Source organism: Nocardioides pinisoli (assembly GCF_024199985.1).
GTDB lineage: Bacteria > Actinomycetota > Actinomycetes > Propionibacteriales > Nocardioidaceae > Nocardioides > Nocardioides pinisoli.
In genome coordinates this window covers 173,856-186,854 of sequence record NZ_JANARS010000006.1, presented here as the reverse complement: position 1 = coordinate 186,854, position 12,999 = coordinate 173,856, and the positions used below count along the sequence as shown (strand labels likewise).

Genomic DNA, 12,999 nt, shown 5'->3' with positions numbered 1-12,999 from the left:
TGGGGTTGCTGTGCGTCGCCTGTCAGCGGGCTGCCCGGTTGAGGCGGGCGGCCTCCCGGGTCAGGTGCGTGCGCTCGGGGAGGTTGGTCGCGAGCTCGGCGGCCTCGGCGTAGAGCCGCGCGGCGGTGGCGAGGTCGCCGGCCCGCTCGTGGAGGTACGCCGCTGCGGCGCGGTGGCGGGGCAGCGCGGGGTCGACCTCGGCGAGCGCCGCGAGGCCTGCCCCGGGTCCGTCGGCCTCGCCCACGGCCACCGCCCGGTTGAGCCGCACGACCGGGCTGCCGGTGAGCGCCAGCAGCTCGTCGTACCACTGCACGACCTGCACCCAGTCGGTCTCCGCGGCGCTCGGGGCGTCGGCGTGGAGGGCGGCGATGGCTGCCTGGAGCTGGTACTCGCCGCGGCGCTGGCGGGCGAGCGCGGCCTGCAGGACGCGGACGCCCTCCTCGATCAGGGCGGTGTCCCACAGGCCACGGTCCTGCTCGGCGAGGGGCACGATCGTACCGTCGTCGCGCCTGCGCGCCGGGCGACGCGCGTGGTGGAGGAGCATCAGCGCGAGCAGGCCGTCGGTCTCCGGGTCCGGTCCGTCGGGGCCGGCGAGCGCGGCGAGCTGGCGGGTCAGCCGGATCGCCTCGGCGGCGAGGTCGACGTCGCCGGTGTAGCCCTCGTTGAAGACGAGGTAGAGCACCCGGCGCACCGTCGCGAGGTCGCCGGGCCGGTCGAACGACTCGCCCGACACCGTCCGCTTCGCGCGGCTGATCCGCTGCGCCATCGTCGCCTCGGGCACGAGGTAGGCCTCGGCGACCTGCCGCGTCGTGAGCCCGGCGACCGCGCGCAGGGTCAGCGCGACCGCCGACGTCGGCGAGAGCGCCGGGTGCGCGCAGAGGAAGAACACCCGCAACGTGTCGTCGGCCGTCTCGGTCGGGCCCGGCTCGGGCTCGAGGTCGACCGCCACCTCGCGCCGCTGCCGCGCGGTCTCGGCGCGTACGACGTCGAGGAACCGTCGCCAGGCGACGGTGACCAGCCAGCCCTTGAGGTCGCGCGGCGGCTCCGCCGACCCGGCGCCGAAGGTGCGCCACGCCTCGACGAGCGCCTCCTGCACGGCGTCCTCGGCCGTCGCGAAGTCGGCTCCGCGGCGGACGAGGACGCCGATGACCGCCGGCACGAGCGGACGCAGCGTGGCCCCGTCGAAGGGGTCGCTCACTCCACGCTCTCGGAGTGGTGCTGCAGGAGCGGACGCACCTCCAGCCATTCGTGGATCGGCTTGCCGCCGGCACCGGGTGCTGCCGACAGCTCGCCGGCTAGCTCGACCGCCCGATCGCGGTCGTCGACGTCGATGATCATCCACCCGGCGATGAGGTCCTTGGTCTCGGCGAACGGGCCGTCGACCGCAGGCGCCTTCCCCGGACCGTCGTGGCGGACCCACATGCCGTCGGGCGCCAGCGCCTGCCCGTCGACGAACTCGCCCGTCTCCCGGAGTCGGTTGGCGAAGTCGTCCATGTACTGGATGTGCGCATCGACCTCCTCGGGTGCCCACTGGTCCATCGGGACGTCGTTCACGGCGGCCGGGGCGCCGCGGTAGTGCTTGAGGAGCAGGTACTTCGGCATGTCGTTCTCCTTGTCAGGTGCAGCCCATTGTGGCCGCGTCCACCCCGGGGACGGAGCCGGACGCGGGTCCTCGACATCCACCAGAGGATTTCTTCCGAGAGGAGTCCGGCGCGTCGACGAGGGGTGAAGAACTGCGGCCGTACGACGACCGCGGAGCCGTGCGAGCGTCGTTCGGCCGCAGTTCTTCCGAGCGCCTCACGGCGGGCTCAGGGACGGTCCACAGCCCGCGCACAGCAACGACGCGCACGCTCGGACCATGAGTGATGACAAGCCCCACGACGAGACCCAGCCGGTGCGGCCCGCCGGTGCCGAGCCCCGGCCGACGGCCCCGCCGACGCCCCCGCCGACGCCGGCGGCCACCGAGCCCCCGGCGGCCGCGTACGCCGCGCAGAGGCGCGGCTTCCGCGAGCGCCTGCGGACGTGGCGCGGCTCCCGCGACGGCGACCGGACGTACGGGCTCGCTGCCCTCATCGCGTCCGCGCTGGCCGGCCTCATCGTCGGCGGCCTGGGGTGGGCCGCGGTCAGTGCCGCGGTCGACGACGACCACGGCCCGGATCGCGACGGCTGGGTGCAGCGCGACGACGACCGCGGTCCGGGCGACCGCGGTGGCATGCCCGGCGGCCCCCGCGGCGTACCGGGTCAGCTGCCGCCCACCACCGCGCCCGACGACGAGGAGGGCTCCGCCAGCTGAGGTCGCACCGCCCGAGGTGGGCGACTTGTCAGGCGTTCCCTGAACCTGTCAGGCGCTGCACGGGCCGACATGTTCAGCGATCCCCGGCCGGCCGGGGATCGCTGAAGAGGACCGCGCCCGAAAATCACTTCCACCGGTGGGCGAGAATGGCGCCCGTTGTGAAGATCACCTACCCGCCGGAGCTCCCGGTCTCCGCGCGCCGCGACGACATCGCGGCGGCCATCCGCGACCACCAGGTCGTCATCGTCGCCGGCGAGACCGGGTCGGGGAAGACCACCCAGCTGCCGAAGATCTGCCTGGAGCTCGGTCGCGGCCTGGGGTCGGCCGACGGTGGCAAGCTGATCGGCCACACCCAGCCGCGCCGGATCGCCGCCCGCTCGGTGGCCGAGCGGATCGCCGAGGAGCTCGGCACCGAGCTCGGCGACGTCGTCGGCTACCAGGTCCGCTTCACCGACCGCACCAGCCGCGCGAGCCGGGTCAAGCTGATGACCGACGGCATCCTGCTCGCCGAGCTCCAGCGCGACCGCGACCTGCGCAAGTACGACACGATCATCATCGACGAGGCGCACGAGCGCAGCCTCAACATCGACTTCCTGCTCGGCTACCTCAAGCGGCTGCTGCCGCGCCGGCCCGACCTCAAGGTGATCATCACCAGCGCGACGATCGACGTCGACCGCTTCGCCGCGCACTTCGACGCGCCCGTGGTCGAGGTCTCCGGTCGGACCTACCCCGTGGAGGTCCGCTACCGCCCCCTCCTGGAGCTTCCCGAGGAGGACGAGGAGGGCGAGCCGGTCCAGCGCGACCAGACCGAGGCGATCCTCGACGCCGTGCGGGAGCTCTCGGCCGAGGGGCCCGGCGACGTCCTCGTCTTCCTGCCCGGCGAGCGCGAGATCCGCGACACCGCCGACGCGTTCGACGCGCTGCGCAGCGATCGCCTCGAGATCGTGCCGCTCTACTCCCGGCTCAGCGCGGCCGACCAGCACAAGGTCTTCTCCAGCCACTCCTCGCTGGTGCGCCGCGTGGTGCTCGCGACCAACGTCGCCGAGACGTCGCTCACCGTGCCCGGCATCCGCTACGTCGTCGACACCGGCGTCGCGCGGATCAGCCGCTACTCCGTGCGCACCAAGGTGCAGCGGCTGCCGATCGAGCCCATCAGCCAGGCCTCGGCCAACCAGCGCTCGGGGCGCTGCGGCCGCGTCTCGGAGGGCATCGCGATCCGGCTCTACTCCGAGGAGGACTTCGAGGCGCGCCCGGAGTTCACCGACCCGGAGATCCTGCGCACCAATCTCGCCAGCGTCATCCTGCAGATGGCCTCCCTCCGACTCGGGGACATGGCCCGCTTCCCGTTCGTGGAGCCGCCGGACCGCCGCAACATCAAGGCCGGCACCGACCTGCTCGAGGAGCTCGGCGCGGTGACGACTGCCGCCGATGCCGGGCGTCATGAGAATCGTCGGTCCGAACCGGCGAGACCCATGACGTCCCGTCCCGGCGTGCGCCTGACCGACGTCGGCCGCCGCCTCGCCCGGCTCCCGATCGACCCGCGGCTGGGGCGGATGATCCTCGAGGCCGAGCGCCTCGGCTGCCTACGCGACGTCCTGGTCATCGCGGCCGCCCTGTCGATCCAGGACCCGCGGGAGCGGCCGGAGGAGCAGCGGGCGCAGGCCGACCAGCTGCACGCGCGCTTCAAGCACGAGACCAGCGACTTCCTCACCTGGCTCAACCTCTGGCGCCACCTCAAGCAGCAGCAGCGCGAGCTGTCCTCGAGCGCCTTCCGGCGGATGTGCAAGCGCGAGCACCTCAACTACCTCCGCATCCGTGAGTGGCAGGACTACGAGTCCCAGCTGCGCCAGGTGTGCAAGGAGATGGGTCTCGATACACGCGGCTCGTCCCTCGCCGCGCACTCGACCACCGACAAGGCTGCAGAAGGTGGGGCTGCCCATGACGAGGACGGCATCCACCAGGCCCTGCTGTCCGGCCTGCTCAGCCACGTCGGAGCGCTCGAGGAGCGCGAGAAGGCCAAGCCGGGGGAGCGGCGCCCGATGCGGGAGTACCTCGGTGCCCGCAACGCCCGCTTCGCGATCTTCCCCGGCAGCGTCCTCAAGGGCCGCAACCCCGACTTCCTGATGAGCGCCGAGCTGGTCGAGACCTCGCGCCTGTGGGCCCGCCAGAACGCCGCCATCAAGGCCGAGTGGGCCGAGCGCCTCGGCGCCCACCTGGTGAAGCGGACCTACTCGGAGCCGCACTGGTCGCGCAAGCGCGCCGCGGTGATGGCACGCGAGCGGGTCACCCTCTACGGCGTCCCGCTGGTCGCCGACCGGCTCGTGCAGTACGGCCGAATCGACGCCCCCCTCGCCCGCGAGCTGTTCATCCGCCACGCCCTCGTGCAGCGCGAGTGGGACTCCCGGCACCGGTTCCTCGTCGAGAACACCCGCCTCCTCGAGCAGGCCGAGGAGCTCGAGCACCGGGCACGGCGCCGCGACATCGTCGTCGACGAGGAGACGCTCTTCGAGTTCTACGACGCGCGCGTGGGCGCCGACGTCGTCAGCGGGCAGCACTTCGACCAGTGGTGGAAGCGCGCGCGGCAGAAGTTGCCCGACCTGCTCACCTTCGACCCCGAGATGCTCACGCACGACACGGCCGGCGAGGTGCGGGCGCACGACTTCCCGACCCAGTGGCACGACAGCGACGAGGCCGGGCTGACCTTCCCGATCAGCTACCACTTCGAGCCGGGTGCCGCCGACGACGGGCTCACCATCGACGTCCCCGTCGCCACCCTCAACCGCATCGAGGCCGACGACTTCTCCTGGCTGGTGCCCGGGCTGCGCGAGGAGCTGGTCACCGAGCTGATCCGCTCGCTGCCCAAGAACCTCCGCGTCGCCATGGTGCCCGCGCCCAACACCGCCCGCGAGTTCCTCGACACGACCCCGCCGGGAGCCGAGCCGATCCTCGACGCCCTCGAGCGCTTCGCCCGCAGCACGCGCAGCCTCGTCATCCCGCGCGAGGCGTGGGACTGGTCCAAGGTCCCGGCGCACCTCCAGCCGACCTACCGGGTGGTGACCGAGGAGGGTGCCGAGGCCGGTCGCGGCAAGGACCTCGACGCGCTCAAGGAGCCGCTGCGGCCCACGTTCGAGCGGGCGATGGCCGACGTCGCGTCCGACTCGGGCGTGACCGCGACCGGCCAGGTGGGGTGGACCTTCGGGACCGTCGAGGAGTCCTTCGTCCAGCGCCGCGCGGGCCACGAGGTCCGCGGCTTCCCGGCGCTCGTCGACGAGGGGACGACCGTCGGTCTCCAGGTGCTCGCGACCGCCGACGAGGCCGCGGCCCACCACCGGCTCGGCGTACGACGTCTCGTGCTCCTCGCGCTCGGCCCGGCCGACCCGGTCGACGACGTGCTGGCCGCGGCCGGCCTCGACCAGCGCGCCAAGCTCGCCCTCGTCGGCTCGCCCTACCCGTCGGTGGCCGACCTGCTCGACGACGTCCGGGCGGGCATCGTCGGCGAGGTCGTCGACCAGCACCCGACCGTGCGCGACGAGGCGGCGTACGACGCCGTGGTGGCGGCCTCCCGCGAGGCCGTCGCCGCGGGGCTGGGCCCGGCGGTGCACGACGTGATGCGGGTGCTGGAGGCGTGGCGCACCACCGACAAGGCGATCTCGGGGCGGGCCGACCTGATGACGCTCCCCGCGCTCACCGACATGCGCGCCCAGGTCGGCCGGCTGATGGCGCCCGGGTTCATCGGGGAGGCCGGCGTGCGCCGGCTGCGCGACTACCCGCGCTACCTCGCCGCCGTCACCCATCGGCGCGAGCGGCTCGACGGCCAGGTCGCGCGTGACCGCCAGCTGATGGACCAGCTCGCCGGCCTGCAGGAGGCGTGGCTCCACGCCGTCGCCGCGCTCCCCGAGGGGCAGCCGGTGCCGCAGCACCTGCGTGACGCCCGGTGGCTGCTCGAGGAGTACCGCGTCTCGCTCTTCGCCCAGCAGCTCGGGACGGCGACCAAGGTGAGCGACCAGCGCATCCGCAAGGTGATGGCGCGCGCGTCCTCCTAGCGGCGTCCTACGCTGGACCGGTGACCCGCCAGCACCACCGCCCGATGACGCCCGGCGACGGCTTCTTCGCCGACATCGTGGGAGGCGCCGATCCTGCGCAGGTGCGCGAGGCCGGTGACCTGGCCGCGACGGTCCTCGTGCGCGGCGCCCGCGCGTCCGACGACCCCGAGCTGGCCGAGCGCGTGGTGCACCTCGCCGACACCGAGGGGCTCGAGACGCTCGCCGAGGTCTGGTCGGGCGCCCCCGCCGACACGCTCGCGGGGAGCCTGTGGCGACTGTTCCTGCTGCGCTCGTGGGTGCACGCCGACCCGGACCGGGTGGCGGGGGACTACGAGGCCGGGCAACGTCGCGTCGACGTCGCCCGCGTCGTCGCCGGGGTCGCCGACCCGCCCGGTCCCGACGAGCTGCGCCGGATGGTCGACGACGTGCTGCGCGGCATCACCCGCGGCGACTTCGCGGTCACCCTCTTCCGCGCCGCCGCCTTCGCCCGCATCGTCGCCGCCGGCCGCGCCACGCTCGGCAGCGCGTCGCACGGCGAGATCACCCGGATGCTGGCCCTCTCCGAGCAGCTCGAGGCCGCCGGACAGGTGGAAATCAGGGACAGTCTCGCCTGAGGCGTTAAAATATCCGTGAGTGCGTCGGGCTGTGGCAGCCCCGGGTCCCAAAATAAGCCGCTACGAGCGGCCACGCGCCGTGAGGCGCTCCCGGTCCGGCGCACTCACTCACTTTCGTCCCGCGACTACGCTCCGGGAGTGGGCATCGCCAAGCGCATCAGCGCGTTCTTCTCCGGATCCTCGACCCCGAGCGGCACCTCCAGCCCGGCCAGCCCGGGCAGCCCGGCGGCCGGGGCGTCGTACGCGCCGGAGATCGACGGAGAGCCCGACCCCGGCGAGGTCGTCTGGGCGTGGGTGCCCTACGAGGACGACCCGAGCCAGGGCAAGGACCGGCCCGTGCTGGTCCTCGACACCGACGGCGACGGCTGGGTCGGGCTGATGCTCAGCAGCCAGGACCACGACCGCGATGCCGCCGACGAGGCCCGATGGGGCCGCTACTGGATGGACGTCGGCACCGGCGGGTGGGACTCCCAGGGCCGGCCCAGCGAGGTCCGGCTCGACCGGCTGATCCACCTCGAGCGCGGCCGCGTACGACGGGAGGGGGCTGCGCTCGACGAGACGATCTTCACGTCCGTCGTCGAGGCCCGGCGTGGTCTCGGACGTTAGGGTTTCGCCGTGTCTCGCTCCTCCTCACGCCGCAGTGCCCTGCTTGCGACGGCCCTCACGGTCGCGCTGACGACAGCCGCCTGCACCAGCCAGGCCGAGCCCGACCCGCAGCCGACCCGCTCGCCGAGCGCCGGGGCGTCGGGCAAGCCGACGGAGAAGCCGCGCCAGGTCACCTTCGGCGCCTACGGCAGCGAGGAGGAGGTGGCGGCGTTCCAGAGCGTCGTCGACTCCTTCAACGCCTCCTCCACGACCCGCAAGGTCACCCTCAAGTCGTGGCCCGACCACGAGTCGGCGCTCGCCGACGTGCTCGCCGGCAACGCCCCGGACGCCTTCCTCACCTCGCGCATCGACCTCGACGAGCTCGTCGACGCGGAGGCCCTGCAGCCGGTCAGCCTGCTGCTCGACGAGCGCGGCGTCGACTTCGGCGACCGCTTCTCGCGCGACGCCGTCGACGCCTTCGCGATGGACGACGAGCTGCAGTGCATGGCCTACTCGGTCTCCCCGATGGTCATCTACTACAACACCGACATCGTCGACTTCGAGAAGATGGAGCGGCGCGAGCTCGACGTGCCGACCGTCAACGACGAGGGCGTCCGCGAGCGGTGGACGCTGGCCCAGTTCGAGGCGGCCGCCCGGTTCGCCAGCCGGCGCGGCGACCCGCGCGGCGTCTGGATCGACCCGACCCTGCAGGGGCTGGCGCCGTTCATCTACTCCGGCGACGGCCAGGTCTTCGACGACGACCAGGAGCCGACGTCCCTGGCCTTCTCCGACGACAACACGCGCGAAGCGCTGGAGCAGACCCTGCAGATCCTGCGCGACCCGACGCTCACGCCGACCAACGCCCAGCTCGCCCGGGCCACGCCCGTGCAGCTCTTCAAGCGCGGCGAGCTCGCGATGATCGCCGGCTTCCGCAACCTCGTCCCGGAGCTGCGCGCGGCGGACGACCTCGACTTCGACGTCCTGCCGATGCCGATCATCGACACCCGCGCCACCGTCGGTGACGTCAGCGGGCTCTGCATCTCGGCCGACTCCGAGGTGACCGGCGACGCGGCCGACTTCATCGCCTACGCCGTGTCGGACGCCGCGAGCGCCACGGTCGCGACGACCGGCTACATCGTCCCGGCCAACACCTCGGTCGCCGCCTCGCCGCAGTTCCTCGCGCCCTACGACGAGCCGGCGAGCGCGGACATCTTCAACCAGAACATCCGCTACATGGTGGTGCCGCCGTTCATCGACCAGCGCGAGGAGCTCGTCGAGGCGGTCACCCCGCTGCTCGAGAGCCTCGTCACCTCCCCGGGCGTGCTCGACCTCGAGGCCACGACCGAGCAGATCGACGAGACGTCGCGCACCATCCTCTCGCCGGAGGAGGAGTCGGAGAGCCCGGAGCCGACGGAGGACCCGAGCGAGTCCCCGTCGGAGTGACTGCTACTCCCGCTCGGCCCCGAGGATCGCGCCGACCAGCGCGCCGGTGACCAGCTCGGCCTGCCAGGGCCGGGCGCCGTAGGACGCCAGCTGCGCGCGGACGGCCTGGGCCAGCTCGGCCGGCTCGCGCGTCTCCGGGGGCGACCACATCAGCCGGCGGAGGTAGTCGGGGGTGAGCAGGTTCTCGACCGGCAGGTGGTGCACCTCGGCGAGGTTGAGCATGGCCTCACGCGCGGCCTTGAAGCGACGGTCGGCGACCGGCTCGCGCTCGGCCCAGGTGCGCGGGTGCGGGGGGCCGTCGCCGCGGGGAGCCCGGGTGGGGAGCTCGTCCTCGTCCATCTCGCGGACGCGGCGCAGGGCCTCGACCCAGGTCGCGGCGTAGCGGCTGGCGCCGCGGCCGTGGAATCCCTGGGTGGCGAGCAGGGCCCGCCGGTCGGTCGGCATGGCCGTCGCCGCGACCACGATCGCCGAGTCGGGCAGGATCCTGCCCGGTGTGACGTCGCGCTCGGCGGCGATCTCGTCACGCGCCTCCCACAGGGCGCGGGCGGCGCCGAGGGCGCGACGCCCGCGCAGCCGGTGCACCCCGGACGTACGACGCCACGCGTCGACGCGGACGGTGGGCTCGAAGTCGAGCAGGTGGTCGAACTCCTGGCGGGCCCACTCGGCCTTGCCGGCTCGCTCGAGCTCGGTGACCATGTGCTCGCGCAGCTCGAGGAGCACCTCGACGTCGAGCGCGGCGTACTCGAGCCACGACTCCGGGAGCGGGCGCGTGGACCAGTCGGCCGCGGAGTGCTCCTTGCGCATCCGCTGGCCCAGCACCGTCTCCACCAGCGTGGCGAGACCGACGCGGGGGTAGCCGAGCAGGCGGCCGGCGAGCTCGGTGTCGAAGAGGCTGGTCGGCGTGAGGCCGACCTCGCGCAGGCACGGCAGGTCCTGGGTGGCGGCGTGCAGGATCCACTCGGTGCCCTCGAGCGCCTCCTGCAGCGGCGCCAGCGTCGACATGCCGATCGGGTCGACGAGCCACGTGCCGGCGCCCTCGCGGCGCAGCTGGATGAGGTAGGCGCGGTTGGAGTAGCGGTAGCCCGAGGCCCGCTCGGCGTCGATGGCGACCGGCCCGGTCGCGGCCGCGAGCGCCGCGCACGCCTCCAGCAGGCCCGCGTCGGTGTCGACCACGTCGGGCAGGCCGTCGCGCAGCTCGAGCAGCGGAGCGGGCGGGGCCTCGGGCTCCGCGGCCGGCGTCTCGGCGGCCGGGGTCTCGGTGGCGGCGACGTCGGCCGGGTCGCCCTCGGGTCGGGCGCCAGTGGGGGAGTGGTCAGCGGTGTCGGGCATCGGGTCAGGTGCCGCGCTGCCCGCGTCGGCTTGGGATGGCCGTGACGCCCTCGGGCACCGGCGGCAGGCCCACGGCGGTGCACATCAGCTCGCCCCATGCCTCGACGTGCGCGGTCATGTCGAGGCCACCGTCCTCGTCGACCTCGGGCGTCCACGAGGCGCGGATCTCGACCTGGGCGGAGCCGGCCTCGTCGGCCATCCCGCCGAAGCTCTCGGTGGTGACGCAGGTGACGGTGCCCGACGCCGCGTGGTGCCCGGCGCCGTGGGCGTCGAGCGCCTCGACCAGCCACGACCAGCCGACGGCGGCGAGCATCGGGTCGGCGCCGAGCTCGGGGTCGATGTCGGCGCGCGCGTAGGCCACGCAGCGGAAGGTGCCGTCCCACGCGTCGTTGCCGGCGGGGTCGTGCAGCAGGATCAGCCGGCCGGTGCCGAGGTCCTCCTCGTCGACCGTGACGTCACCGCTGAGCGCCGACGACCACGGCGCGATGCGCTGCGGGGCGGGCATCTCCTCGCAGAAGACCTCCGGGCGCAGCGTGGCCCGACGCATCGACTTCACAGCCGCGCGGAACTCCGCGGGCCCAGCCGCGGCAGCATTGCCCGGGTGGGTCTCGTGACGGGCCACCATGAGGTCAGCGTAGGCCAGCGCCCGCCTCTGCCGATGTGCCGCCACGCCGCCTGACCTGCGAAGATTCGTGGGTGACCGACGCCGTACGCACGCCCCACCCCGGACTGGCCTCGAGCCCCTTCCTCGCGGCGGCGCGCGGGGAGGTCCCCTCCCACACCCCGGTCTGGTACATGCGGCAGGCGGGCCGGTCGCTGCCGGAGTACCTGAAGGTGCGCGAGGGCGTCGGGATGCTGGAGTCCTGCATGGACGCCGACCTGGTCACCGAGATCACCCTGCAGCCCGTGCGCCGCTACGGCGTGGACGCGGCGATCTTCTTCTCCGACATCGTGCTGCCCCTCAAGGCGGTCGGCGTCGACCTCGACATCAAGCCCGGCGTGGGTCCGGTCGTGGCCTCGCCGGTGCGCACCCTGGCCGACGTCGAGGCGATCCCCGACCTCACGCCCGAGCACGTCCCCTACATCACGCGCGCCGTGGGCCAGCTCGTCGCCGAGCTCGGCGCGACGCCGCTGATCGGCTTCGCCGGTGCGCCCTTCACCGTCGCGTCCTACCTCGTCGAGGGCGGGCCGTCGAAGGAGCACGCGAAGACCAAGGCGATGATGTTCGGCGCACCCGACGTGTGGGACGCGCTGATGCGCAAGATCGCCGGCATCGCCGCGGCCTACCTCGCCATCCAGGTCCGGGCCGGCGCGTCGGCCGTGCAGCTCTTCGACTCCTGGGCGGGCGCGCTCACGCCTGCCGACTACCGCGCGTCGGTGATGCCGCACTCCCAGCGGGTGCTCGCCGCGGCCGGCGAGCTCGGGGTGCCGCGCATCCACTTCGGCGTCGGCACCACCAACCTGCTCGGCCTGATGGGCGAGGCCGGTGCCGACGTGGTCGGCGTCGACTGGCGTACGCCGCTGGAGCACGCGATCCCGCTCGTGGGCGACCGCGCCGTGCAGGGCAACCTCGACCCGACGCTCGTCTTCGCGCCGACCGAGGTGATGACCGCGCGGGCCGCCGAGGTCCTCGAGGCCGGCCGGCACGCCAAGGGTCACGTCTTCAACCTCGGGCACGGTGTCATCCCCGCGACCGACCCGGGTCAGCTCACGGCGCTGACCGAGTTCGTCCAGGGCTGGTCGGCCGACGCGAGGTAGATCCGGGCCCGGCGCGCCAGCGCCCGCTGCAGGTCGCGCAGCGGCTCGGGCACGCGCTCGGCCCGCCGGCGCAGCATCAGCAGCGTCACGGTCGTCTGGTCGGTCTGGATCGGACGCGTGGTGAGCACGCCCGCCCCGACGAGCGGGTCGGCGACGATCGAGAAGTCCGGCAGCACCGAGAGCCCCAGCCCCGCGGCCACCATCGCCTTGCCCATCTCGGCGCCGTCGGTGGCGTACGTCGTGCCCGGCAGGTTGCCGGCGAAGAGGCGGTGCGCGTAGCGGTGCATCACGAAGCCGGGCCGCATCAGGACGTGCGGCTCGGCGCGGAGGTCGTCGACGGTGACCCGCTCCTTGGCGGTCAGCGGGTGCCCGACCGGGAGGCAGGCGACCGGGGTGCCCTCGATCAGCCGGTCCGCCACGAGCGTCGGCGGCACCTCGTCGCCGGGCAGCACGTTGACCAGGCCCAGGTCGAGCGACCCCTCGGCCAGGCCCTGCTGGATGTCGACCTGGCGCCCGTTGACGACCTCGACGCCTCCTGACCCGTGCTGGGCGTGCAGGTCGCGCAGGGCGGGGGCGAGGAGGCTGGCGGACGCGGTCACCACGGTGCCGATCCGCAGGTCGCGACGGCGTACGGACTGCTGGCCCGCGGCCTGGCGCAACCGGTCGACGGCCTCGAGGACCTCGGTCATGTTCTGGAGCAGGTCGAGCCCCTGACGGCTGATCCGCGACCCCGTGCGCCGGCGGTCGAGCAGGGTCGCGCCGAGCTCCTTCTCCAGCTTGGTCACCGCCTCGCTCAGGGCCGGCTGCGAGATGTGCATGGCCTCGCTCGCGCGGCGCAGAGAGCCGTGCTCGGTCACCGCCGCGAGGTACTCAAGCTGTTCGATCCGCACGTTCTGCTCCTGCCGGTGGGTTTGTCGGGGGGTCTGTCGGGGGG

11 protein-coding genes are annotated in these 12,999 nt (G+C 73.6%); 6 read left to right on the top strand and 5 right to left on the bottom strand.

Going from position 1 to position 12,999, the window contains the following annotated elements:
- Positions 1 to 22: 22 nt before the first annotated feature.
- Positions 23 to 1,198 (bottom strand): RNA polymerase sigma factor, encoded by a 1,176-nt coding sequence (locus tag NCI01_RS14885; RefSeq protein ID WP_254182284.1) that lies wholly within the window; start codon positions 1,196 to 1,198, stop codon positions 23 to 25.
- Positions 1,195 to 1,602 (bottom strand): YciI family protein, encoded by a 408-nt coding sequence (locus NCI01_RS14880; protein WP_254182283.1) that lies wholly within the window; start codon positions 1,600 to 1,602, stop codon positions 1,195 to 1,197. Before NCI01_RS14880 ends, NCI01_RS14885 begins: the two co-directional genes overlap by 4 nt.
- Before the next feature lie 256 nt (positions 1,603 to 1,858).
- Here NCI01_RS14880 and NCI01_RS14875 point away from each other — a divergent pair, with 256 nt between their 5' ends.
- From NCI01_RS14875 to NCI01_RS14855, 5 genes are all read left to right on the top strand, one after another.
- Positions 1,859 to 2,293, top strand: a complete 435-nt coding sequence (locus tag NCI01_RS14875; protein ID WP_254182282.1) for a hypothetical protein — start codon at positions 1,859 to 1,861, stop codon at positions 2,291 to 2,293.
- Between the two features lie 146 nt (positions 2,294 to 2,439).
- A complete protein-coding gene (gene hrpA, locus NCI01_RS14870; protein WP_254182281.1) occupies positions 2,440 to 6,336 on the top strand; it encodes an ATP-dependent RNA helicase HrpA in 3,897 nt (1,298 codons plus the stop codon).
- 20 nt (positions 6,337 to 6,356) lie between these two features.
- A complete protein-coding gene (locus NCI01_RS14865) occupies positions 6,357 to 6,950 on the top strand; it encodes a hypothetical protein (protein WP_254182280.1) in 594 nt (197 codons plus the stop codon).
- Positions 6,951 to 7,088: 138 nt separating this feature from the next.
- On the top strand, positions 7,089 to 7,556 hold the full coding sequence (locus tag NCI01_RS14860) for a type II toxin-antitoxin system PemK/MazF family toxin (protein WP_254182279.1): 468 nt from the start codon (positions 7,089 to 7,091) through the stop codon (positions 7,554 to 7,556).
- A gap of 9 nt (positions 7,557 to 7,565) precedes the next feature.
- A complete protein-coding gene (locus tag NCI01_RS14855; protein WP_254182278.1) occupies positions 7,566 to 8,978 on the top strand; it encodes an ABC transporter substrate-binding protein in 1,413 nt (470 codons plus the stop codon).
- Between the two features lie 3 nt (positions 8,979 to 8,981).
- Here NCI01_RS14855 and NCI01_RS14850 read toward each other — a convergent pair whose 3' ends face one another.
- Positions 8,982 to 10,307: an HRDC domain-containing protein gene (locus tag NCI01_RS14850; protein ID WP_254182277.1), complete on the bottom strand. Its 1,326-nt coding sequence runs from the start codon at positions 10,305 to 10,307 to the stop codon at positions 8,982 to 8,984.
- A gap of 4 nt (positions 10,308 to 10,311) precedes the next feature.
- Complete coding sequence (locus NCI01_RS14845) at positions 10,312 to 10,932, bottom strand: DUF3000 domain-containing protein (RefSeq protein WP_254182276.1); 621 nt, start codon at positions 10,930 to 10,932, stop codon at positions 10,312 to 10,314.
- A gap of 71 nt (positions 10,933 to 11,003) precedes the next feature.
- Here NCI01_RS14845 and hemE point away from each other — a divergent pair, with 71 nt between their 5' ends.
- The gene (gene hemE / locus NCI01_RS14840; RefSeq protein WP_254182275.1) at positions 11,004 to 12,065 is read left to right on the top strand and encodes a uroporphyrinogen decarboxylase; all 1,062 of its coding nucleotides are present in this window, start codon (positions 11,004 to 11,006) and stop codon (positions 12,063 to 12,065) included.
- On the opposite strand, the gene NCI01_RS14835 is transcribed toward hemE, so the two are convergent.
- Complete coding sequence (locus NCI01_RS14835) at positions 12,011 to 12,955, bottom strand: LysR family transcriptional regulator (RefSeq protein WP_254182274.1); 945 nt, start codon at positions 12,953 to 12,955, stop codon at positions 12,011 to 12,013. The genes hemE and NCI01_RS14835 overlap by 55 nt on opposite strands.
- Positions 12,956 to 12,999 lie beyond the last annotated feature (44 nt).

Bases quoted from the DNA above. Each gene is read 5' to 3' on its own strand.
- NCI01_RS14880 (WP_254182283.1), bottom strand. From the start codon at position 1,602: ATGCCGAAGTACCTGCTCCTCAAGCACTACCGCGGCGCCCCGGCCGCC.
- NCI01_RS14875 (WP_254182282.1), top strand. From the start codon at position 1,859: ATGAGTGATGACAAGCCCCACGACGAGACCCAGCCGGTGCGGCCCGCC.
- hrpA (WP_254182281.1), top strand. From the start codon at position 2,440: ATGGCGCCCGTTGTGAAGATCACCTACCCGCCGGAGCTCCCGGTCTCC.
- NCI01_RS14850 (WP_254182277.1), bottom strand. From the start codon at position 10,307: ATGCCCGACACCGCTGACCACTCCCCCACTGGCGCCCGACCCGAGGGC.
- NCI01_RS14845 (WP_254182276.1), bottom strand. From the start codon at position 10,932: ATGGTGGCCCGTCACGAGACCCACCCGGGCAATGCTGCCGCGGCTGGG.